This window comes from Thermostichus sp. MS-CIW-36, from assembly GCF_054059035.1.
The window spans coordinates 64,782-86,837 of sequence record NZ_JBSSBR010000003.1; the positions used below are offsets into that span (position 1 = coordinate 64,782).

Below are 22,056 nucleotides of genomic sequence, written 5' to 3' on the forward strand. Positions count from 1 at the left end.
ACAAAATCATCGATTGGTAGCAAAAGTAGCTGCAGTTTTTAAGAGCTTATGAGAAGCAGCATTTTAATTAAACCGGAGGGGTTTCCCAAGGGTTCGTTGGGGTTCTGTAGATTTTGTTAACTTTGAGTTAACTCTAATGTTGCACCATCTCTTACGATAGACGGGCAGCTTCTAGACGGGCAGCTTCTGCCGGAATCGAAAGCTGGGCTGCCTGCGACCCCTGTTTTTGAAGGCTCCGCGCTGCTGTGGCAAGATCGGGAGAAGCCCTGGAAAATTTGGGTTACGTCCCCTGAAGATTTTGTAGAGATCTTGAATTCCCCCCTCAGAATCCTCAGGATCGGCTCAATAATAATTGAGATACGTTTACCAGGATCGACCTCTACCTCTTCTTTTTCGAGCCCATAACTTTAACCCCAGGTATCTGTCCTATGTCCATTGCCACCTTAGCTCCTGCTTTTCCCGAACGTTGTCCGGTGCTGCCGGAAGCGCTCACGCCCCTGTGCGAGATCGCCCGCAACTATTGGTGGACCTGGAACCCCGATCACCTCACCATTTTCCGGGAAATGGATCCCGCCCTGTGGGAAAAAACCTCCCACAACCCGGTGCGCATGCTGGAGGAGGTTTCCTACTTGCGGTTGGCAGCCTTGGCCACCGATGTGAACTACCTCAACACGTTGAACCGGATGGTGCAGTCCTATCGGAAGTACATGGCGGCTGAGGATACCTGGGCCAAGCGCACCATGAAAACCTACGACTGGCAGCGTCCCATCGCCTATTTCTGTGCCGAATACGGCTTGCACGAGTCTTTGCCCACCTACTCTGGCGGGCTGGGTATGTTGGCTGCCGATCACCTCAAGTCGGCTTCAGATTTGGGAGTGCCCCTGGTGGCCATCGGGTTGCTCTACCGTCAGGGCTACTTCCAACAGCGCCTGGACAACAATGGCTGGCAGGGGGAACTTTACGAAGACTCTGAGTTTGAGTCTCTGCCGTTGACTTTGGTGCGTCAGCCGGATGGCAGCCCTCTGTTGGTGGAAGTGGCGATGCGGCAGCGGTTGGTGAAGGCGCGTGCCTGGCGAGCAGACGTGGGCCGGGTGCCGCTCTTTCTGCTGGACACTGACCTGCCGGAGAACGACCCCATCGATCGCTGGATTACCGCCCACCTCTACGGGGGCAGCACCGATACCCGCATCGCCCAAGAGTGCATTCTAGGCATCGGTGGGGTGCGTCTGCTGCGCCAGTTGGGTTTGGATCCCATGGTCTATCACATGAATGAAGGGCACGCTGCTTTCCTAACGCTGGAGTTGCTGCGGGAGGAGGTGGCGCGGGGCACCCCCTTCGAGACGGCGGAGGCCAAGGTGCGGGAAAAATGCGTGTTTACCACCCATACACCAGTGCCGGCTGGCCACGATGCCTTTAGCCCCAATGAGATGGATGCGTTCTTTGCCTCCTTCTGGCCTCAACTGGGCCTGACGCGGGAACAATTTTTGGCCTTGGGAGCTCGGCGCACCGGGGATCCCTGGGAGCGCTTTAACATGACGGTGCTGGCTTTGCGGTACGCGCGGGCAGCCAATGGCGTAAGCAAGCTCCACGGACGGGTTTCTCGCGAAATGTGGCATGTGCTCTACCCTGAGCGATCGGTGGATGAGGTGCCCATCAGCTCCATTACCAATGGGGTTCACGCCCGTACCTGGGTTTCCCCCCTCTTCTGGAACCTCTACGACCAGTACTTGGGCCCCGATTGGCCGGAGCGGGTGTCAGACCCGGAACTGTGGGCCAAGGTGGAAGAGATCCCAGATGAAGAACTGTGGCGGCGCAAAGAGGCTCTGCGGGAGCGGCTGGTGTCTTTTACCCGTCACCGGGTGTTGCGGGCCCGGCGCAATCGCGGCGAAAGCAATGAGCGCATCCAAGCGGTCAACCAGTTGCTGGATCCCAAGGTCTTGACGATTGGGTTTGCCCGCCGCTTCAGCACCTACAAGCGAGGAGATTTGATCCTGCGAGATCTGGAGCGAATTACCCGCATCTTCACCAACAAAGAGTACCCTGTACAGATTATCTTCGCCGGCAAGGCCCATCCCCGGGACGAAGGGGGCAAGCGCCTGATTCAGCGGGTGGTGGAATGGTCCAACCGGCCTGAGGTGGCCAACCGGGTCGCCTTCATCGAAAATTACGATGCCTATGTCGCTCGCAATTTGGTGCAGGGGGTCGATGTGTGGCTGAACAACCCGCGACGCCCTCTGGAGGCCTCCGGCACCTCAGGACAAAAGGTGGGCTTCAGCGGGGGATTGAATTTGTCGGTGCTGGATGGCTGGTGGCCGGAAGGTTACAACGGTCGCAATGGCTGGGCTATTGGCCAAGAAATCGAAGGTCTGGATCCCGCTGCCCAAGACGACTTGGACGCCAACTCCCTCTACGACTTGTTGGAGTATGAGGTGATCCCCATGTTCTACGACCGGGATGAGAAAGGGATCCCGCGCCGCTGGATTGCCCGCATGAAGGAGGCCATCCGCACCCTCAACCCCGTTTTCAACACCGACCGCATGGTGGCCGAGTACGTGCTGAAAATCTACGAGCCTCAGCCCCTGGAAGCAGAGGCGAGCCGGACTTTGTTGGGTTCGGCTGTTGCCGGCTAGGGTGGACTCCCCCTCTCCCAGCGCAAATCATACAAAACATTGGGATCCCTCTCTCCTCAAGAGGAAAAGCAGGGATCCCGGGTTTGCGCTTGGGGACAAGAGACTAGGCGCTGGCGTTGACGGCCATAGGCAGAGTCAGCGGCTCTGGCTCCTCTTCGGGGGGCAGCATCACCACCTCAGAGTTGTCGATGATGGCCTGCAGCTCTTCCCCATCGATGGTTTCGGCCTCCACCAAACGACGGGCGATCCGATCCAAGAGGGCGCGGTTTTCTCGAATCAAGTAGGTAGCCCGTTGGTAGGCCTCGTTCACCAGCCGCCGCACCTCTTCGTCAATGAGGGCCGCTGTTTCCTCCGAGAAATCCCGTTCTGCGGCGATTTCCCGGCCCAGGAAAATGTTGGTGTACTGGCGACCTAGGGCTACATTTCCCAGGCGATCGCTCATACCGAAGCGGGTCACCATGTTGCGGGCGATGCGGGCCACCTGCTGCAGGTCGCTGGCTGCCCCTGTGGTGATCTCCGACTCTCCGTAGACCACTTCTTCGGCCACGCGCCCACCCAAGGCAACGGTCATCATGTTCTTCAGATGGGCACGGGTGGTTAGTCCCATGTCGTCATCGCTGGGCATGAACCAGGTGAGGCCACCTGCTTGTCCCCGGGGGATGATCGTCACTTTTTGGATGGGATCGTAGTTGGGCAAGAGGGATCCCACCAGGGCATGGCCCGCCTCATGGTAGGCCACCAATTCCTTGCGCCGCTCGCTCATCAGCCGATCCTTCTTCTCTGGGCCGGCCAACACCCGATCCACCGCGTCGTTGATCTCGTCCATGGAGATCTCGGTGAGGTTGCGGCGGGCTGCCAGAATGGCTGCTTCGTTCAGGAGGTTGGCCAAATCGGCACCGGTAAACCCAGGAGTACGGCGGGCCAACTTCTCCAGATCCACATCGGCAGACAGGGTTTTGCCGCGGGCATGCACCTTGAGGATTTCTAGCCGGCCCTGAAAATCGGGGCGATCCACCGTAACTTGGCGATCGAACCGGCCAGGCCGTAGCAGCGCTGCATCCAGCACATCCGGTCGGTTGGTGGCCGCAATGACGATGATGCCGGAGTTGCCCTCAAAACCGTCCATCTCGGTGAGCAACTGGTTCAGGGTCTGCTCCCGTTCGTCGTTGCCACCTCCCAAGCCAGCTCCCCGCTGGCGACCGACCGCATCAATTTCGTCGATGAAGACGATGCAGGGAGCATTTTGCTTGGCCTGCTCGAACAGATCCCGCACGCGAGAAGCGCCGACCCCGACAAACATCTCCACAAACTCAGAGCCAGAGATGGAGAAAAAGGGCACACCTGCTTCTCCGGCTACGGCGCGGGCCAACAGGGTCTTACCGGTGCCGGGCGGGCCCACCAGCAGCACCCCGCGGGGAATCTTGGCTCCCAAAGCGGTGAAGCGCTCTGAATTTTTCAGGAAATCCACCACCTCTGCCAGCTCCAGCTTGGCCTGATCGATGCCGGCCACATCGTTGAAGGTAATCTGGGTTTTCGGCTCCATTTGCACCCGCGCCCTGGATTTGCCAAAGTTGAGAGCTTGGCTGCCTGGGCCATTTTGAGCCCGCCGCAGCAGGAAAAAGAGCCCCAGCAAGAGCAAAACCGGCAGGAAGAAGGTGCTGAGAATGCGCCCGAGTAGCCCCTCCTCTTGGACAGGACGCACGGCCAGCTCCACCCCGTTGGCAACCAGGGTGTTCTCAAACTCGGGGGTAAGGGGGGGCAGATTCACCTGCACTTGGGTGGCGCGGTTGTTGATTTCTGCCTCGGCGATGGCAACCTGGCGACCATCCGGGGCCGTCTCCACCAAAACTTTGCTGACCTCGCCCCGTTCAACACGGCTGATCAGGTCGGAGTAGCTGATCTCCAAACGCTCAGCCGGGCGGGTACCCAAGAAGGTGGTGGCTAAAGAGATCAAGACGATGGCCAGTAGCGCATATAACCCCGCGCTTCTCCATTTCTTGTTTTTACCTTTCTGACTCACGGAAGTGTTTCCTCCCAAAGGGTGTTTTTGAATCGAACTCGCAGATGGTGACCTATGGGTAACAATCTGGGGTCGGGTGGGTTCTTGCAGCAACAGACTGTTAATTAATATTAACCTGACTGAGAGGGTTGCCGGGGATCCCTGCAATCCCGCTCTTCTGGCCGGGAGTTTGGGGATAGGATTGAGAGACCAAGGCTGGACCGTCAGTCAGAACAGGTGGTGTTTTTTCCATTCTCATTCCAGCTTGCCCAGGGATCCCTATGCTGACTCAACTGCGCGAACTGAGCATCACTGCCGACGGGCGCTATCTCAGGGATGAGGAGCTGCAGTTCATGGAGACCTACCTAGCCTCCTTTGACCTACGCCTGAGCGCCTATCGCAAGATCCAGGCGGCGGAAGCCCAGATCATCCGGGATGTGGAGATGAAAATGCGCGCGCTGGATCCCTACTTGCTCATGCGAGGGGTGGAAGACTTCAGCAACAAGTGGAAAGCTGACACCGTGCGGGTTCTGCGCCTCTCGGCCTTAGCCATGCTCTTGGATGATGAGCAGCGCTACAAAGATCGATTTCTCTACTGGTTCCAAACACTGATGCGAGCCTTCCGCACCCAACGCAGTTGCGAGGCCACCTATCGCTTCCTACAAGAAGTGATAGCCAATTACCTCACCCCCGAAGAAACCAAGTTGATCAGGCCGATTCTGGAAACCAACCGCACGCTGTTGGGCCTCAACTAGGCAGCCGTCCCGGCGGGCTCTTCAGAGTTGGCCGGCTCAACCACCTCTAGCTCATCAGCTTGGAGATGCGCACGGAACTTGTTGTCAAACTGCACCTGAAAGGGAAAGTTGGCGCTGATCGGGCGGCCATTCCAATCCCGAATCACGGCCTTCAGCTCCCCTTCCATGCCTTTGAGGTCGAAAGGTTGATTGCGATGTTCCGGGTGGTGATAGACAATCACGCTGGTACGCACCCGCACCCGATCTCCAACTTTCATGTCTTGCCCTCCTGAAAAGGCAGCATACTGCAGGAACCGACTGGAAACACTCTAACTCAATCTCTAAGCAAGCTTTCCGGATGTGGAGAAGTGTGTGGAAACTGAAACAGTAGTTTGCATTTTTCTCAAGTTCCCTCTCACTTTGGATGACCCGAGAACATTCCCTCAAACTCAAGCCATGAGCCCGACCCAAGGGATCCCCCTGACTGGCCACTGGATCCCTGCATTGTATACATCCTTCCAGAGAACTTTAGGGTGTGGCAAGGAAAATCAAATGAGGGCTTTCAACCTCATGGGATCCCTATTGGGCAGGAGATAGAGCTCAGTTTCGGAGGAAAAGGCAGCACCTATCCAATCTCAGCTTCCACCGGGATCTGGGAAAGAGAGAAGGCGACCTTTTGTTGCTCCACCAAGCGGTCGAATTCTCGCTCGAAGGTGACCAAGGCCCGGTTGGTTTTGCCCCCCAAGTAGAGCCCCGTCTCCGTTTGCAAAGCCCAGATTTGGCTGTAGCTGAAGTAGCTCATCACCACCCCCACCATCAACAGGCCAAATCCGAGATACACCGCAGGGATCCCCGGATCCGATTTAATTTGCAGTCCGGTAGCGCCGATCACCTCATCCAGATGCAGAGTGAGGGGGTTGGGGAAGCGTTGGGGAGCGACCTCGTCGAGGGCCAAGCTCATGCCTTGGCGCAGGGATCCCATCCATTGCCCTTCAGTGTCGTAGAGGAGGGCTGTCCCCTGCAGATCCGGCAGCAGCAGCGTGAGGCCCTGGCTCATGTCCGGCTGGGTGGGCACAAAAGCGCCCCAGAGTTTGTTGCCTGCCTCGGTGCGCACCGGCACCACCGGGATTTGAAAAGAGGGGCTATTGTTGATGCGGATGCGGATGCTGTCGATGCTCCAATCGGCTTGGTAAAGGGTCACACCCCGGTAGGAGAGAGGATGGTTGACGGAAATGGTCTGACGTTTGACCTCCTGACCCTGATCCAAGATCGAGAGGTCGGAATAAAACTGCTTGACACGGCCATCGGCAGCGTAGTCAATCCAGAAGCGATTGGCCCGAATTTGCCAGGTAGGCAAGTGAGCGCGAGCCAGATCCCCTGCTCCGGTCAAGTGTTGAATGGAAGCCACGCCGCCGCTGGGAATGAGTTCTTGGGCCTTGAAGCCGCTAATGCTGCCCCAAATCGCCCCCAGCAAGATCAGCAGCATGCTGACATGCACCAAGATGGGGCCGATCCTGCCGATTAACCCCTTGCGGGCGTAGAGGTAATGGCCCTCCTGAAACACCAGATAGCCCTGTCGGCGCAACCGCTCCGGCAGACCTTGTAAGGATTGCTGAGGCAGATACGTCCGAAACGGCAGGCGCTGAAAAGACTGCGGACGGGTGAGATAGCTCCAACGGCGAGCCACCTTGAGCATTGGCCACTGGCGCGTAAAGGAACAGGCGATAAGGCTGCTGCCGAACAGGATCAAAATGGCCAGAAACCAAGGGGTGCGGTAGACGTGATCCAATCCCAAGCTCAGGATCACCCGCCAGGTGAGAAAGCCAAACAGGGCCGGATGCTCTGGATAGTGGGCTTGATAAAAAGCCGCTGTTTCCTCTTGCTCAATTACCGTGCCGGTGGCGCTCAAAACCGCAATCGCCAACAAAAGGCCGATGGCCAGGCGCAGATCCGCCAGCAGCGGCAGCAGCTCATGACGAAAGTATCGCCGCAGCGAGGAAACCCAGCGGGCAAGCGGGAGAGAGTATATGACCATGAGAAGTTTGTCGGCTTAAGATTCAGACCGCTGCTCTTGCCAGGCAAGGTGCAGTCCCCAACAGGGTGCTGTAGGTGTAGCCCCATCTTAGCCTGCAGCAGCAGGGATCCCTTAGACCCAGGCCGACAGGATCGTTACGCTGCCGAACCCCACCAACATCACCCCACTGGCGTAGGTGAGCCAGCCCGACCAGCGCCGCAAGGCCAACAGTTGCTTCACCGCTCCGGTAAACACCCCCGCCAGGAGCAGAGGAAAGGCCAATCCCAGCCCGTAAGCCAGCAACAGCCCACCCCCTACCCATGGCTGCCCTGTGGTGGAAACCCAAGCCAGCAAAGCCACCAAAACCGGCGTACTGCAGGGAGAGGCCACCAGGCCAAAGGTTAACCCCAGCAACACTGCCCGACCCAGCCTGGGCCATTCTCCGGGAATCTCGAGGCGGTTAAACCCATCGGGAAAACGCAGGGGGAGCACCTCCAACAAGTTCAGCCCCATCAAGATGGCAATTCCCCCCGCCACAGTGGGCCCAAAGGATCCCGTTTGTCCGTAAACGTGACCCAGCAAAGCTGCCGACAAACCCAGCAGGGTCAGGGTAAAAGCCACGCCAGCCGCAAAACCCAAAGATTGAGCCCAAACTTGCCGCCGCCCTTCCCCAGCCGTTTCCTCAGAAGCGGGGGTGTAGCCGCCGATGTAGCCGATGGTCACCGGCAGCATAGACAACGTGCAGGGGGAAAGACTGGTGAGCAAGCCGGCCAAGCCCACTACCAGCAGACTGACGGGAGAAAGGTGCTGCAGTTGAAACTGAACCAGCTCAGTTGCCCATTGTTCCAGTTGGTAAAGCCAAAGCTGAGCCGTGCTCAACATAAGCTCAATCTGTCAACATAAGCCCAAGGTAGCATGAAGGATCCCCGAGCCCGTTCAAGATATCTTTGCTATCCATTCCCACCGCCCAGGTTGTGGAGAATTTCGCGAGGATGGTTGACCGGGAACTGCTGCCATTCCTGTTGAGTTCGTTGCAGCACCAGGAGCAATTCGTCCCACTTTTCGCCATCGATCAACCGCTCTATCTGTCGTAACTGGGCTTGGTAGCTGCTCAGGGCAGTCAGCAGCGCCTGTCGGTTGTGGCGGGCCATTTCCAAACCCAATTGCGGGATCCCTCCGCCAACACGGCTGGTATCGCGGAATCCGCTGCTGGCCAAAGTGCGGGCCAATTCCAGAATCGCGGGATCCCCTTCTTGGCTAACCGCTGCGATCAAACTGGCGCTGACCATAACTGGCAAATGGCTGATCCAGGCCACCGCTCGGTCATGGCGGGCGGGATCCGTGAGGACAGCTTCTGCGCCAACAGCAGCAATCAGTTCTTTCACCGCATCGAGAGCCTGAGGTTGGGTCTCGGCGATGGGAGTGAGCACGTAGGGCCGCCCCCGAAACAAGTCAGCTTCTGCCGCTTGGATCCCTTGCAGGCTTTTGCCGGCCATGGGGTGCCCCCCCACAAACCAGGGCCACAATTCGGTTGCCGGAGCAACGATGGGCTGCTTAACCGAGCCGACATCGCTCACCACGGTTTCTGCCGACAAATAAGGCAACAGGGCGGCTAGCGTGGTCAACACCTGCTCCAGAGGGGTACAGATCAGCACCATTTGCGGATCAAAGCGAGCCAACTGGGCCAACTCGGTTCCACAGCCTTGGACAGCACCCCGTTCCAGAGCCTGTTTGCAGGTGGCCGGGTTGCGGCTTATCCCCCAGACGGGATATCCCTTTTCGGTCAGTTTGAGGGCCAGGGATCCGCCAATCAACCCCAACCCGACAATGGCAATGCGCATAGTATCTCAGTAAGTCAGTGAAACTCCTTTTTGGACACCACCAACAACCGCTTCCAGGTGTAGTAGGAGGCTGCTCCCGTAGCTCAGCGATACTCGCCACCGGCGGGCAAGCCTAGTTCCTTCCGAAGCTCCCGCCGCAGCAGCTAAATTCTCGGCCAGGGACTGTCCACTTGCCCATTTTTAAGTCAATATAGGGGTAACATCCGGCCTTGCTTGCCCTGCGGATTCGTGGTAGCCAAACTGGCCTCCGACAGGAAAAACAAGGGCAGGCCTTGGATGTATTAGCAGGAGCTCGGCCCGCTGTGGACTGCTGTTGCGCCGAAGGGATCCCAGCCTTTCGTGCCGGCTCAGCGCAGTTCTTCTTCGCTTACTCAAGAGCAGGTGTCCCTCTTCTCAGCGATTCTCCAGAACTGTACCCATCGAGCCACTTTCACAGCGGGCTCGGCTTTTGGCCTGCGAGTTCCCGCTTTAACCCCCGTTGGGGAGCACTCTGTCGTTTAGGAGATTCTATGCCTAGTGAACCCAAAACCCGCAAGAGCCGTGAAAGCACTAACCCGCGCCCGCGCGACCGTCGTCGTGAATCGGCCAAAGGGAGCAAAGGGGCAGTCTCAGCCACCCATCTCTCCTTGCCGAAGTTAATTCAAGAGAATGCGGTGCTCCAATCTCGCAGCCAGTTGTTGTTGATGTACAGTGACTTCCAAACCGAAATGCCCAACGATGGCAAAACCGGTGTGGGCACCTGGCTACAGTCTCGACTCAAGGAGCACGGCATGCCCAGCCTGCTGCGTTTTGGCCCCCGCTCCCGCCCCCAGGTTTTCCGCCGCGATGAATTTTCCGAGTGGATTACGCTGGCTCTGGCCTCTGTTAACCCCAACAGCGATACTGCCCCCCAAGAGCACCTGAGCTAGGCCGGAAGGGGAAGTTGAGCGGTAGAAGCAGAGGTTGCTGGCCCAGGGATCCCGCCACGCCCGTTGAGGGAAGAGGGTGAACTGGGCTTTTCTGTATCCGGCAATAGCAGGTCGCGGATGAGGCGGGCTGCCGAGCGTTGCAACCAGCGGGAGGCCAATTGACGGCCCAGTTGTTGGGCTTCGGGCTTGGCAGCCACTTTGGCAACAATCGGCAGAAGCTGCAGCGGCTGAAAGCTTGGGTTGCTGCTGAGGAGTTCCCACAGACGCTGCAAATGAGCCAAGCCATCTGAGCCGCCCTGGGATCCCGAGCTGGAAAAGAGCACATCCACTAGGCGCTCCCGCAGGAAAGCGCCCCGCTCAGAAAAGATAAAATCAACGGCCTTTTCCAGGGATCCCTGCAGGTCAAAATCCTCGCTGTTGACGGCGTTGCGCAGCAGGTTCTCCAGGCGGTTCCAGCGAAATTGCCCCTGGTTAAACAGCAGCTCCCGCAGAGATACGCGCAGCTCCGGGGCCGGGTCGGTGAGCAGGCGCTGAGCCACGTAGGGATAGGCCACGCTCAACACCTTAAAGTTGGGATCCAGGCCGATGGCGATCCCTTCCAGGGTGAGCAAAGAGCGGATGATCAAGGCGTAGTAGGCGGGAACTCGAAAGGGAAAGTTGTACATCACCCCCGAGAGCCGATCGGTGATGCTCTTGAAATTCAGTTCGGAGACCGATTTGCCCATCGCTTCGGCGAAGACAGCTTCCAGAGCAGGGATGATGGGAGTCAGGTCGGTATCTGGATCCAGGAACTCCAAGTCCACGTAGTCTTGGGCCAGCCCGGCAAAGTCTCGGTTTACCAAATGCACAATCGCCTTGATCAGGCCGTAGCGCTGATGGGGCGCGATGGTGCTCATCATGCCGAAATCGATATAGGCCAGCCGCCCGTCGTACATGGCCAAGAGGTTGCCCGGGTGGGGATCGGCGTGGAAAAAGCCATTTTCCAAAAGCTGCTTGAGGGAGCAATTGACACCGATCTCGATCAAGTGCCGTCCATCCAGCCCCGCAGCAGCGATTTTGTCAACCTGAGTCAGCTTGATGCCATCAATCCACTCCATCGTCAGCACCTTGGTGCGGGTGTACTCCCAGTAAATTTTGGGAGCGTAGATGGAGGGGTGACGGTACAGCGCCAGGAACCGCTCGGCATTGCGGCCCTCCTGCGTGTAGTCCATTTCTTCGTAGAGGCGCCCGGCAAACTCATCGACGATGCCCACCAGGTCGCTGCGGATGCGGCGGAAAGTGCGTTTGGCCCAGGCGGCCAGGCTGCGGACAATATACATGTCGAGAGAGATGCGCCCAATCAAGTCGGGCCGCTGCACCTTGACGGCGACTTTCTCCCCGCTGTGCAAGTAGGCCTGGTACACTTGCCCCAAGCTGGCGGCGGCAATCGGCTCGGGGCTGATTTCTCGAAAGATTTTGTCTACGGGTTTGCCGATTTCCGACTCGATGAGGGCAAAAGCGATGGCATTGTCAAAGGGGGGCAGCTCATCCTGCAGTTTGGCCAGCTCCTCCAGAAACAGGGGCGAAACCAGATCGGGACGGGTGGAGAGGGCTTGGCCGATTTTGATGGCCGTCGGCCCCAATTCCGTGAGGATCTCCCGTAGCCGGGCCGCATGTTTCGGGCGATTCTTCAGTTCTACTCCCCGCCAGCGATCCCAAAACACCCAGGCCAACAAGCCCAAAAAGGGGGTGATCAACTGAAACAGGCGCCGCACCACCAGATCCCAGCGCCCTCGATATTGCTTGGCCAACTGTTCTGGGTCATAACGCAGGCTCAACTCCGGTGCCACTCCCAGATTTGCTGGCGGGATGGTCATAACCGGAGAGTCCGCCGCTGCGGAACCCAAGTTATGCTGCCTCGCTGCTGTTGTCACTACCGGTGTTGACGGTGTTGCGCCCATAGATGCCCCAACGGATTCCGTAACACATCTTAACTTGCTGGCTCAGCCTGGCGACTCTTGGAGGCGGCCACCGGCCTGCTCGATTGGGCTTGAAAAGGCGGGACGAACCTTCGGAATAAGGATCTTCAGTCTTCTCCCTGAGGAGTTGACAGCAGCCCACCTCTGGGGATCCCCGCCAAACCTAAAATGGGAAAACCGCGCTCTCTGCCTTTGTGTCTGGATCTCCCCCTCTACGGCCTGCCGAGCCGAGTGTGACCGGATTTGCAGCCCTTAAGGCGCGCCACGTGCTGTTGGCCTTCTTGGTGATCAACCTGGGGGTAGGCTTGGGAGCCATCGCCTTGGCCCAGCTGTTTCATCTCCCATCTGACGATCCTCTGCTGGCCGACTTTGTCTATTGCGCTACATTTGTCCTCACCTGTATCTGGAGCTGGCGACGGGGGCAGCAAGCCCATCTGCAGATGAGACGGCTGTGGGGCAACTGGCGGGCTGCTATTCCTTGGGGATCCCTGCTGCGGGTGGTGCCGGCTTTGGTAGTGCTCTCCATCGGCACAACTTTACTGATGATCTACCTGATATCTTGGCTTGCACCAGAGCTGGCGGAGTCGATGCTGCACTCACTGGGGGAAGAGGATAGGGAAACGGCCTGGCCGCAGATGTATCAGGGGTTGCGCTGGCTCTCGATTGGGGTGGTGGCCCCCATAACGGAGGAGTGGCTGTTTCGCGGCATCTTGCTACACCGCTGGGGCCTCAAGTGGGGCCTCTCCAGAGGTCTGCTGGCTTCTTCTGGGGTATTTGGCCTGCTGCACCCCAACCCCGTCGGGTTGACGGTGTTCGGCCTGGTGATGGGCCTGTTCTACCTGCAGACTCGCTCCCTGACCTTGCCTGTCTTGGCTCATGCCTTGAACAATCTCTTGGCCTTAGCGCTGGGATCCCTGGCAGGAGGAAGCCCAGAACCAGCCGCTCCGATTGGGGTCTTTCACCTCTACTTTGGCCTGTGCTGTCTGGCGATGGCTGGGCTCATTTTGGTTCCCTTCGTCCGCTTCCATTGGCCGGAGCGTGGGGCTCACTTGCCCTATTTTCTAAACCGCTGAGTACTGACTTCACCGGGCTTCTGCTCCCACTTTCCCCGTTGTCTGATAGAAGAGCGCTGCCGTGGGATCCCCCCTGGGAAGTAGCGGGGGTTTGCTAAGGAATGCAAAGAAAACGCCAAAAACTGTCACCCGATCTCGCGAAAAAGCTGTGTGGATGGGGATATCCTGAAATAGGCAGCAACAGATTCCAGTGCAAAGTTTAGCTGTGGCTCGCTGGCCGATGAGGTAGTCGTTGGGCCGGGGGTCAGCCCAGAGGGTCAACATGGAAAGGCGGTCTTTTCTGCAAAAACTCCTCCTGGTTGCTGCCGGTCTTGGCCTATCCCCTGGCTGGTTGAGGGGCCGGGCTGAGCGATATGGGCAAGCTTTGGCGGCTGGCTCCCGCAAGCTGGCTGTTCTCATCGGTATTAACCGCTACCTTGGCGAGGGATCCGCGCTACAAGGGTGTTTGACAGATGTGGAGTTGCAGCGGGAGCTACTCCTCTATCGCTTTGGTTTTGACCCGGCAGACATTCTCACCCTTACCGATGGGGCAGCCACGCCGGCTGGGATCCAATCGGCCTTTGCAGAGCACTTGGGGGGTCAAGGTCACACGGCTGAAACGGTAGTGGTGCAGTTTAGCGGCTATGGCCAGTGGCGGCTGGGATCCGCGCCCAACTGTTGGCAGCCGGTGCTGCTGTTGTCTAGCTCTGAGGGAGTGGCAGCAATGGAGCTAGACAGCTTTTTCCGGCTTTTGGAAGGCTTGGGCACTGCCCAGATCACCACCCTTCTGGACTGTGGCTTTACCTATGTCTCGCCGTCGGTGCGAGGCAACTTGCAACTGCGTTCCCGTCCCCCAGCCGCCATCCCAGACTCCTCGGAACCCCAGCGGGTTTGGCCGTCTCCGCCCAAGGGCTTGCTGATTTCGGCCACCACCCCGCAAGACTTGGCAGCAGAAGCCGCTTGGCCGGGATTCTATGCTGGGGTACTCACCTATCTGCTGACGCAGTACCTGTGGGAAACCACGCCTGCCACTCGTCTGCTGGTGGCCTTTAACCAAGTGGTTAGCCGGCGAGAGCTGGGCCTCTTCGCCTGCCAACGCCCCACCTTGGAAGGCAAAGACACTGCTCGACACATCCACCCCTATTTTCTCATGCCCACACCGGCAGGGGTCAGCGGGGTAGTTCAAGAAGTGAAGGGAAATCGGGCTCAGGTGTGGTTAGGCGGGATCCCATCGGCGGCGCTGTGTGGTTTGCAGCCAGGTACTCTCTTGGCTCCCATTCCCGCCGATCCTTCCGCCTCTTCGCCGACGCCGCTGCTGGTGCGTTCTCGAAGTGGGCTGTTGGCTCAGGTTCAGGTGGCCAGCCCGGAAGGGCAGTTTCCCCCTGTGGGCACACCTTTGCGGGAGCAGCTGCGCGGCCTCTCCAGCACGCTCAAGCTTTTGGTTGGCCTAGAAGAGAACCTGGGCCGCATCGAAAAGGTGGATCTGACCAATGCCATTGCCGGCTATAGCTGGATGGAAACGGCCAACCCCCGCGAGCGACAGGTGGACTGTTTGTTGGGCCGCATCACCCCGGAAATGGCCGCTGCTTTTAGGACTCCGTCCCGCTGGCGCGAACGGTCGGACACCCTGCTCAAGCCTCTGGAAGTGAACAGCTACAGCCTGTTCTGGCCGGGGCGAGAATTGCTCCTGAATTCTTGTGGCCCGGCAGGAGAAGCCGCAGCAATGGCCGTCCAGCGGTTAGCTCCCCGTCTTGCCCATCTGCTGGCTGCCAAACGTTTGCGCACCACTCTCAATGCTGTTTCCTCTTCCTTGGCAGTGGTGGCGGAGTTGGCCGTCAAAGGTAAAGCTGCCAATCGCGCCAGCGGGACGGAGTCCTTAGCTCCCCCGTTGGCAGCACGCCTTGTCCAGTCTGTAGCCTCTGCTCCTGCTGAGGTGGGTATGCAGCGGTTTATGCGGGGGGATCCCTTGCATCTCACCCTTCGCAACAACAGCGAGCAAGATCTCTACGGCTACCTGTTGCTGATCGATCCGACCGGACAACTGCACCTGCTTGCCCCCACGCCTCAGGACAACTTGGCCGCACCTCTTCGCCTGGAAGCCAAGGGCAGTTTAACTTTGCCACCCTTGCCGGAAGTCGATGGGGAGCTGCGCTCTGCTGTGAGCTCTGACTTGCTCACCTGTCATGCCCAAGGGCTGACGGAGCTGTTGTTTGTGGCCAGCACCCGCCCCCTGTCCGCCAGCTTGGAAGCCCTCAAGGCTATGGCCCGCAAACTGGGGGTAGCCCGTTCGCCGATGTTGCTCAATGGGCCGCTGGAATGGACGCAAACGCTCCTCGAGGAGTTGACTCAGCGTGCCTCCGATCGCGCCAGCGGGACGGAGTCCTTAGGGGATCCCGACTTGCGTTGGCTGGATCCCGCCCAATCCATCACCCTTTCCCTTACCTATTTGCTGGTTTAGCTCAGCAGCAGGGCAAACAAGCCACAGAGGGCAATACCATCGAAAACCCCGGCCCCGCCAATGCTGAGAATGCCTGAGCAATTGCGCCGCAGGACTTCTGGCAGATGCAGGAGATCTGCCCCGATCACCGTGCCCAAAACTCCACCAGCAAAGGCCACTGCCGGTGCCTGGTCCCCTGCCCAAAACAGAGCGGCCAAGGCTGCTGTAGCTGGGGCAATTAGAGGATTCATCTGAATGCCGATCCCGGGCACCACGTGGGAAGCATAGTAGCTGACCAAGGTTACCAGCGCCGTTACCGCCAGGATCAGCACGCTATCGGCCCGCCCAAATTGGTATAGGGCCAAGAGCACCGGGATCAGCCCCCCGCCCACGTTTAAGGCAATCACCGTCTCCTGGGAAAGCTTGGTCAAAGGGATCCCCCAGAACTGCCGCATCCACAAGCTAGCTAGGTCTTCTACCAGCGTCACCTCGCATTTCACCCGATAGAGGGGAATATTGACCGAGCTGCCCACCAGGATGGCCAGCAGCAGTAACAGCGCTCCCTCCCGGGAGAACCCCAGCTTTCCCACCGCCAGCGCCACCACATCCACCGCCAACCCCAACCAAACCAGCGGCAGCAGCAGCAACAGCACTACAAACAACAACAGCGAGACCGGTAAGTAGAACATGGCAGGGATCCCTGGCGCTCGGGTGTCAGCTCCAGCCTATCAAGACTGAGTGTGATTTTTTCGGGCAAGGTCTGTAACCAGTGGGATCTCTATCCTTTGAATGAGAAATAAGTCTGCAATCGGCTTTACTCAGTCTATAGGCCGAAGATTTTGTTGCGAATATCATGAGCGATTTCAAGACCGGCACGCCAATCTCCAGCAGTCTTAGACAGGGTAATCAAATAACGTCGATCCCCATAAAAGCAAATCTTGATGTGAGGGGATTCTGAAACAAGCTCAAAACCAAAATTCTGAAGCTCTTTTTCGGCACGATTACTCCATTTTCGGTAGTCACAAAACCAGTGGTCTACAAATTCTCTAATGCTTTGGCGGCAACTGTCGCCCTCACATGCATCGTTACTCTGGATTAAGTCTTTAAGGATATGCTGAACTCGACTTTCTTGGTGCACTTGGTTAATTGCCCTGCGTAGAATTTCCAGGATAAAGCTCTTAGCCTCTTATGGGTAAAAGTCTCTCTCATTTTCTAGCCTTAATACTATATCACATTCTGATAAGATCTGCTCTCTGTAACGTTTATCCCCTTTGCATTGGTACTGCACAGACAGAGTCTTTTGAAAACCTTCTACACTTAAATTAAGAAAATCTCTCTCCTCTTCAAGACTCTTGATCTTTTGGTTCCGGTCTTCTAGTTCTATCTCTAATTCTTGTAGTTTTTCATCTTTCTGTTGAAGCTGGCGTCGCAGATCTGAAAGCTGCCTTTCGTAACTTTGCCGCCACTGTTCTTTCTCCTCAATTTGCTGAAAGAGATCCCTGGCTCTTTGATCTTGGAGTTGGAGCTTCTCAATCAGGCAGTTTTGCTCAGCTACCCGAGCTTCCAGGCTTGTGACTTGCTCGTTCTTCCGCTGGAGCTGAGCTTGTAGTTCAGAGAGCTGGCTTTCGTAATTGCGTAGTTGCTGCTTCCTTTCTTCTATTTGCTGAGAGAGATCCCTGATTCTCTGCTCCTGGAGCTGAAGCTTTTCAATCGAATGAGCCTGCTGAGCCAGTTGCGCTTTCAGAGCCTGGATTTGCTCATTGCTCTGCTGAAGCCGAGCTTGTAGCTGTGCAAGTTCGTCTTGCTTACTACGCAGCAGATGCTCTTTTTCCTGAACTTGCTGAGACAAATTTGTAGCGGACTGCCGCCATTTTTGCAGATCCACTAACAGTCTTTGGATCTCTTCCTCTTTTTGTGCAGCTTGATTCCCCGGTTCCAGGTTCTCTGCCTGAGCGCTTCGTAGCTGCTCTGGTGCCTGTCTCTGGGTTTCCTCATCCTTCTGTAGAAGCTGATCCTCCGTTTCCTGAAATTGCTCAAAGGAAGGACGAGGCAGCTCTAAGACAACCTGACCTCTTTGAGCCTGGGATCCTGCCAGTGATTTGTTACGCTCTACTTTCTGAGCCGCTACACTGCCAGCTCCTGCTACAAGAGCCACCGTGAGAGCTCTCCTAAAAGCTGGCTGAGGCAGAGAGGCAATGGCGGCAGCCGCGAGAGCAGTAACGATGTGGACGTTAAAGGGCTTAGCCATGACAACAGAGAGCGTTGGGCGAGAAGGAGTTGGAACTAAGGATAACCGCTGATGCCAGAATCGTGAAAGAAATACAAAAATTCTATATAGTATAATATTTTGAGGAGGAGTCCTTTGGAGCTTTGTTAAGTTTCAAAAAATCAGAAGGAAAAACAACGAACTTCACCGTTGCCGCATTTGCGGATCCAAGGCATCTCGCAATCCATCCCCGACAAAATTGATGCTCAGCACGGTCAAAAAAATCATCAGTCCGGGGAAGAAGGCCATGTGGGGCGCTTGCTCCAGGTAATTGCGGGCATCGAAGAGCAATCTGCCCCAAGTGGGCACATCCGGCGGGAACCCCAGCCCCAAGAAGCTCAGCGTTGACTCGGTGATGATCGCCGTCCCTACTGATAGCGTCGCCGCCACAATCACAGGGCTGAGCACATTGGGGAAAATATGCACCCAGATCAGCCGACGGGCCGGAGCCCCAATGGCGCGAGCCGCCAAGACAAAATCCATTTCCCGCACGCTCAAGAAGCTGGCCCGTACCAGCCGCGCCACCGACATCCAATTCAAGCTGCCGATCACCAGCACCACCAGGATAAAAATCCCCGTTTCTGGCCCTGCCAAGCGTCGCAAGCTCTCTCGAAACAGAAAGATCACCAACAACAACAGCGGCAATTGCGGCAAGGAGAGAAACAAATCCGTAAACCGCATCAGGGCCACATCGATCCAACCCCCATAAAACCCCGATATCGCCCCGATCAAGGTGCCCATCGTAATGGCCACCAGCATTGAAGTAATGCCCACTGAAAGCGATACTCGCCCGCCGCGCAACACCCGCGCCAAGACATCTTGTCCCAGGTCGTTGGTGCCAAAGGGATGGGCCCAACTGGGGGGCAGTTGAGAACGAGAAAAGTCGATCTGGCTGGGGGAAGCTGTGTAGATCAGCGGGCCCACCACACATCCCAAGATGATGAGCAGCAAGGTGGCCGTCCCAAACAGGGCCAGCCTATCCCGACGAAAGCGCCGCCAGGCATCCCCCCACAGGGTACGCGGGGGGCGTTCCTGAACGTTGGCTTGAGGGGGAGCAGGGATCGAAGCAGACATCGGACACCTCTAGAAGTTTGAGGGTGAAAGATTGTTGAAGAGCCGGATCCCTAGCGGGTATACTGCACCCGCGGATCCAAAATGCTGTAGAGAATATCCGCCACCAAATTGAAAATCACGATCAAGATGGCGTAGATAAAGGTGATGGCCATCACCACCGGCGTATCGCCCCGGAAGATGGAATCCACCAACAAAGCGCCGATCCCAGGTACGCGAAAAATCTGCTCTGTAACCAGCGCTCCGGTAAACACGGATGGAATATCCAGGGCCACCAGGGTTACCACCGGGATCAAGGCATTGCGCAAAATGTGCCGATTCACCACCACCCATTCTTGCAAGCCTTTGGCCCTGGCCGTCCGCACGTAATCCCGGTTCATTTGCTCCAGCATTGAGGCTCGCACAAAGCGCATCAGCACCGCTGCCTGGAACAACACCAAGACTGTCACAGGCATGATCGATTGGCGCACCTGGGCCACAAAACTTGCCCAATCGGTTACCCGCAGCGTGCTGTTGTAGATGAAGGGGAACCAGCGCAGTTGCACACTGAAAATGATGATGAACAAAATACCCGTAAAAAAGGTGGGCAAGGAAAAGCCAACAAAAGCCAGCGTCGTCACCACTTGGTCGAAGAGGGTGTAGCGCTTCAGGGCAGAGATCACGCCCAAAGGCACCGCCAGCAATGCGCCGATAATATATGCAGTGCCAACTATCCAAAGAGTGGTGGGCAACCGTTGCAAAATCAAGTTCAACACGGGGCTGCGGCTGGTAAAAGAAAAGCCCATATCCCCCTGCATAAAAGCCCACAGCCACTTCACATAGCGGATGTAAATCGGCTGATCTAGCCCCAAAGAACGGCGAATGTTCTCCCGTACTTCCGCAGTGATGGCAGGATTGGTGGCAAATTCTGCCATGGGATCCCCAGGTGCCAAAGCCAAGATGGCAAACACCACGATGCTGATGGCCAGCAAGGTGGGAATGGAGATCAACAGGCGATTAATCAAGTAGCGCGTCATAAAGGCAAAGAGACAAAAATGAAAGCAATGCCATCATGGTAGGGATGTTGGCAGCAAAATGTTAGGGGAAAGCCTTTCTTGCCCAGAGAGGAAAAAAAGAGGCAAGGGATCCCTCCCTCACCCCCGCCCCTCCCCGACAGGATCCCCTAGGACTTGCGAGTCCAATCTTTGATGTTCCAAGGTTCCAGATCCCAGGGGGTGAGATCGATCCCTTCCAGGCTGTTGGCCGCTGCCGCCGGGCTGGAGCGGTCGATCAAAGGAATCACCGCCACATCTTCTACTGTCAGGAAGTTGTTCATTTTCTTGATCTGCTCCTCCCGTTCTTTGGCATCGGTCATCGCCACCAGCTCGGCAAACATGGCGTCGTAGGTGGGGTTGCAATAGCGGGAGTCGTTGGACTTGGCCCAGTTGTTTTCTTTCTGGGCAATCTCCTCGCAAAGGTAACGGCGCAGGTAACTCGTCGGATCCGGGTTATCGTTGCCAGTGGTGTACATCTGTAGGTCAGCGTAGAAGTGGCCCAGGTTGTCGGGGTTGTTGGGTTCGCTGTCGAAGAAGATGCTGGCATCGATGCTCTTCAGCTCCAGGTCGATGCCGATCTTGCTGAAGTCTTGCTTGATGATCTCCTGAGTTTTCTGGCGCACCGGGTTAACAGAGGTTTGGAAAACCATGCGCATCTCTACACCACCTTTGTCCCGAATGCCGTTGTTGTTGCTATCTACCCAACCGGCTTCATCCAGCAGCGCTGCAGCTTTCTCCAGGTTGAATTCCCAGGGAGCGTTGGCCCGCAGGTTTTCGGGAGATAACACGTAGTCATTGGTGGGGGTACCGGCCACGCCGTAGATCTGATCGGCGATGGTTTGCCGATCCACAGCCAGGCTCAGGGCTTTGCGCACGTTCAAGTCCGTCAGGAACGGATGGGGCACATCCTTGTGGGAGCGTTGCCCGTCTTTCTCTACGTTGGGGTCGGAGAAATTGATAACGATCCGCTCCATGCTCGGGCCAGGCTTGGGAATGACCCGACCAATGCCTGTAGCCTCTAGCTGAGCGAGCACTGCAGCTTCTACCTGGGTGTTCCAGGCATAGTCGGCATCGCCGGTTTGCAGCACCGCCCGTGCCGCAGAGGTGGCATCTCCACCTCCCTTCAATTCCACGCGCTTGAAGAAGGGCTTGCCCTCTTCCCGAAAGTTCTTGTTGGCCACATAGACGATCACATCCCCTGGCCTCACCTCTTCGGTAATGTAGGGGCCAGTGCCAATGGGGGCCAGGTTGGCAGGGGCCTCGCGGGAGTTAGGGCCGTTGTAGTCTTTGAAGATATGTTTGGGAATGATCATGCCGTTGCTGCCGACAAAGGGCACAAACCAAGCCACCGTCGGCTTTTTGAAGGTGATTTTCACCGTGGTCGGATCCACAGCTTCCACCGAGGCAACATCGGCATAGTATTCGGAGGTAATCGCCCCCACTTCTGGGTTGGAAACGTACTCGTAGGTGAAGACCACATCTTCAGCGGTGAAGGGTTCTCCATCCGCCCAAGTGACCCCGCTCTTCAACTTCCAGGTGACAGAGGTCAGATCTTTGGCAACGCCGCCGTTTTCAATGCTGGGGATTTCTGCTGCCAAAAAAGGCACCATTTCACCACGGGCATCAAAGCTGGCCAGAGGCTCATAGACCAAGCGGCTGGCTTCAAAGTCTTTGGTTCCTGTGGAGAGGTGAGGGTTAAGCAGAGTTGGCGCTTGCCAGTACAGCAACCGCAGGGTGTCGTCGGCTTGGGCCTGGACGGGTATCCAATGCTGGTGAACCAGCAACCCTCCCACCACAAACAGGGGAATCAACCACAGCCGCAGCTTGACCAACCGCAGTCTCAGACGTTGGAAAGGATGAAAAGACATTTACACTTACCTCTTGTAAACAGACTCAGCTAGGGGACTGGCGCTATGGCCTCCAAGTCATCCCAGAGATTTTCAGCCTTTGACTGGCAAGAACCGGGTAAGGTTCCCCCCCGGCGGTCCGATTGAGGTCAACTTTGTTGGATGAGGGTTTGCCTCAATCAAGACCTCTTTTAGGTTTAGGTTTCAGCAAGGTAGCAGATGGACGGGATTTTTCTGTAATTCGTTACACAGTATTGCCAGATCC

At 57.0% G+C, this 22,056-nt stretch carries 16 protein-coding genes; 5 read left to right on the forward strand and 11 right to left on the reverse strand.

Annotation, left to right across the window (positions count from 1 at the left end; genetic code table 11):
• Positions 1–428: 428 nt before the first annotated feature.
• Positions 429–2,630, forward strand: coding sequence for an alpha-glucan family phosphorylase (gene glgP / locus ACVWVQ_RS02625; RefSeq protein WP_457473321.1), 2,202 nt, complete (start codon positions 429–431; stop codon positions 2,628–2,630).
• Positions 2,631–2,733: 103 nt separating this feature from the next.
• On the opposite strand, the gene ftsH is transcribed toward glgP, so the two are convergent.
• Positions 2,734–4,650 carry an ATP-dependent zinc metalloprotease FtsH gene (gene ftsH, locus ACVWVQ_RS02630; RefSeq protein WP_414349995.1) on the reverse strand — a complete coding sequence of 639 codons (1,917 nt, stop codon included), beginning with the start codon at positions 4,648–4,650 and terminating at the stop codon, positions 2,734–2,736.
• Between the two features lie 260 nt (positions 4,651–4,910).
• Between ftsH and ACVWVQ_RS02635 the strand changes: the two genes are divergently transcribed.
• Entirely contained in the window at positions 4,911–5,384 is a 474-nt protein-coding gene (locus ACVWVQ_RS02635) for a globin family protein (protein WP_414349996.1), read from the forward strand.
• Here ACVWVQ_RS02635 and ACVWVQ_RS02640 read toward each other — a convergent pair.
• The 4 genes from ACVWVQ_RS02640 to ACVWVQ_RS02655 form a co-directional block, all read right to left on the reverse strand.
• Positions 5,381–5,641, reverse strand: coding sequence for a ferredoxin-thioredoxin reductase variable chain (locus ACVWVQ_RS02640; RefSeq protein WP_457506733.1), 261 nt, complete (start codon positions 5,639–5,641; stop codon positions 5,381–5,383). The genes ACVWVQ_RS02635 and ACVWVQ_RS02640 overlap by 4 nt on opposite strands.
• A 347-nt stretch (positions 5,642–5,988) precedes the next feature.
• On the reverse strand, positions 5,989–7,398 hold the full coding sequence (locus tag ACVWVQ_RS02645; protein WP_457506735.1) for a cytochrome c biogenesis protein: 1,410 nt from the start codon (positions 7,396–7,398) through the stop codon (positions 5,989–5,991).
• A gap of 111 nt (positions 7,399–7,509) precedes the next feature.
• A complete protein-coding gene (locus tag ACVWVQ_RS02650) occupies positions 7,510–8,259 on the reverse strand; it encodes a cytochrome c biogenesis protein CcdA (protein WP_457506737.1) in 750 nt (249 codons plus the stop codon).
• 68 nt (positions 8,260–8,327) lie between these two features.
• Entirely contained in the window at positions 8,328–9,218 is an 891-nt protein-coding gene (locus tag ACVWVQ_RS02655) for a prephenate/arogenate dehydrogenase (protein WP_457506739.1), read from the reverse strand.
• Between the two features lie 509 nt (positions 9,219–9,727).
• Here ACVWVQ_RS02655 and ACVWVQ_RS02660 point away from each other — a divergent pair.
• Positions 9,728–10,126 carry a hypothetical protein gene (locus tag ACVWVQ_RS02660; protein ID WP_414330450.1) on the forward strand — a complete coding sequence of 133 codons (399 nt, stop codon included), beginning with the start codon at positions 9,728–9,730 and terminating at the stop codon, positions 10,124–10,126.
• Here ACVWVQ_RS02660 and ACVWVQ_RS02665 read toward each other — a convergent pair.
• The gene (locus ACVWVQ_RS02665; RefSeq protein ID WP_457506741.1) at positions 10,123–11,982 is read right to left on the reverse strand and encodes an ABC1 kinase family protein; all 1,860 of its coding nucleotides are present in this window, start codon (positions 11,980–11,982) and stop codon (positions 10,123–10,125) included. The genes ACVWVQ_RS02660 and ACVWVQ_RS02665 overlap by 4 nt on opposite strands.
• Before the next feature lie 335 nt (positions 11,983–12,317).
• Between ACVWVQ_RS02665 and ACVWVQ_RS02670 the strand changes: the two genes are divergently transcribed.
• Positions 12,318–13,157 carry a CPBP family intramembrane glutamic endopeptidase gene (locus tag ACVWVQ_RS02670; RefSeq protein WP_457506743.1) on the forward strand — a complete coding sequence of 280 codons (840 nt, stop codon included), beginning with the start codon at positions 12,318–12,320 and terminating at the stop codon, positions 13,155–13,157.
• A gap of 262 nt (positions 13,158–13,419) precedes the next feature.
• Positions 13,420–15,594 (forward strand): caspase family protein, encoded by a 2,175-nt coding sequence (locus ACVWVQ_RS02675; protein ID WP_457506745.1) that lies wholly within the window; start codon positions 13,420–13,422, stop codon positions 15,592–15,594.
• Here ACVWVQ_RS02675 and ACVWVQ_RS02680 read toward each other — a convergent pair.
• From ACVWVQ_RS02680 to ACVWVQ_RS02700, 5 genes are all read right to left on the reverse strand, one after another.
• Positions 15,591–16,262 carry a DUF1614 domain-containing protein gene (locus ACVWVQ_RS02680; RefSeq protein ID WP_457506747.1) on the reverse strand — a complete coding sequence of 224 codons (672 nt, stop codon included), beginning with the start codon at positions 16,260–16,262 and terminating at the stop codon, positions 15,591–15,593. The genes ACVWVQ_RS02675 and ACVWVQ_RS02680 overlap by 4 nt on opposite strands.
• A 497-nt stretch (positions 16,263–16,759) precedes the next feature.
• Positions 16,760–17,728, reverse strand: a complete 969-nt coding sequence (locus ACVWVQ_RS02685) for a hypothetical protein (RefSeq protein WP_457506749.1) — start codon at positions 17,726–17,728, stop codon at positions 16,760–16,762.
• A 255-nt stretch (positions 17,729–17,983) separates the two neighbouring features.
• The gene (locus tag ACVWVQ_RS02690) at positions 17,984–18,913 is read right to left on the reverse strand and encodes an ABC transporter permease (RefSeq protein WP_414358445.1); all 930 of its coding nucleotides are present in this window, start codon (positions 18,911–18,913) and stop codon (positions 17,984–17,986) included.
• Positions 18,914–18,963: 50 nt separating this feature from the next.
• On the reverse strand, positions 18,964–19,926 hold the full coding sequence (locus ACVWVQ_RS02695) for an ABC transporter permease (protein WP_414358333.1): 963 nt from the start codon (positions 19,924–19,926) through the stop codon (positions 18,964–18,966).
• A gap of 146 nt (positions 19,927–20,072) precedes the next feature.
• Positions 20,073–21,812 (reverse strand): peptide ABC transporter substrate-binding protein, encoded by a 1,740-nt coding sequence (locus ACVWVQ_RS02700; protein ID WP_457466918.1) that lies wholly within the window; start codon positions 21,810–21,812, stop codon positions 20,073–20,075.
• Positions 21,813–22,056 lie beyond the last annotated feature (244 nt).

What these genes read in the sequence shown, in the direction of transcription:
- glgP (WP_457473321.1), top strand. Translation starts at nt 429, where the DNA reads ATGTCCATTGCCACCTTAGCTCCTGCTTTTCCCGAACGTTGTCCGGTG.
- ACVWVQ_RS02635 (WP_414349996.1), top strand. Translation starts at nt 4,911, where the DNA reads ATGCTGACTCAACTGCGCGAACTGAGCATCACTGCCGACGGGCGCTAT.
- ACVWVQ_RS02640 (WP_457506733.1), bottom strand. Translation starts at nt 5,641, where the DNA reads ATGAAAGTTGGAGATCGGGTGCGGGTGCGTACCAGCGTGATTGTCTAT.
- ACVWVQ_RS02645 (WP_457506735.1), bottom strand. Translation starts at nt 7,398, where the DNA reads ATGGTCATATACTCTCTCCCGCTTGCCCGCTGGGTTTCCTCGCTGCGG.
- ACVWVQ_RS02650 (WP_457506737.1), bottom strand. Translation starts at nt 8,259, where the DNA reads ATGTTGAGCACGGCTCAGCTTTGGCTTTACCAACTGGAACAATGGGCA.
- ACVWVQ_RS02655 (WP_457506739.1), bottom strand. Translation starts at nt 9,218, where the DNA reads ATGCGCATTGCCATTGTCGGGTTGGGGTTGATTGGCGGATCCCTGGCC.
- ACVWVQ_RS02660 (WP_414330450.1), top strand. Translation starts at nt 9,728, where the DNA reads ATGCCTAGTGAACCCAAAACCCGCAAGAGCCGTGAAAGCACTAACCCG.
- ACVWVQ_RS02665 (WP_457506741.1), bottom strand. Translation starts at nt 11,982, where the DNA reads ATGACCATCCCGCCAGCAAATCTGGGAGTGGCACCGGAGTTGAGCCTG.
- ACVWVQ_RS02675 (WP_457506745.1), top strand. Translation starts at nt 13,420, where the DNA reads ATGGAAAGGCGGTCTTTTCTGCAAAAACTCCTCCTGGTTGCTGCCGGT.
- ACVWVQ_RS02680 (WP_457506747.1), bottom strand. Translation starts at nt 16,262, where the DNA reads ATGTTCTACTTACCGGTCTCGCTGTTGTTGTTTGTAGTGCTGTTGCTG.
- ACVWVQ_RS02690 (WP_414358445.1), bottom strand. Translation starts at nt 18,913, where the DNA reads ATGTCTGCTTCGATCCCTGCTCCCCCTCAAGCCAACGTTCAGGAACGC.
- ACVWVQ_RS02695 (WP_414358333.1), bottom strand. Translation starts at nt 19,926, where the DNA reads ATGACGCGCTACTTGATTAATCGCCTGTTGATCTCCATTCCCACCTTG.
- ACVWVQ_RS02700 (WP_457466918.1), bottom strand. Translation starts at nt 21,812, where the DNA reads ATGTCTTTTCATCCTTTCCAACGTCTGAGACTGCGGTTGGTCAAGCTG.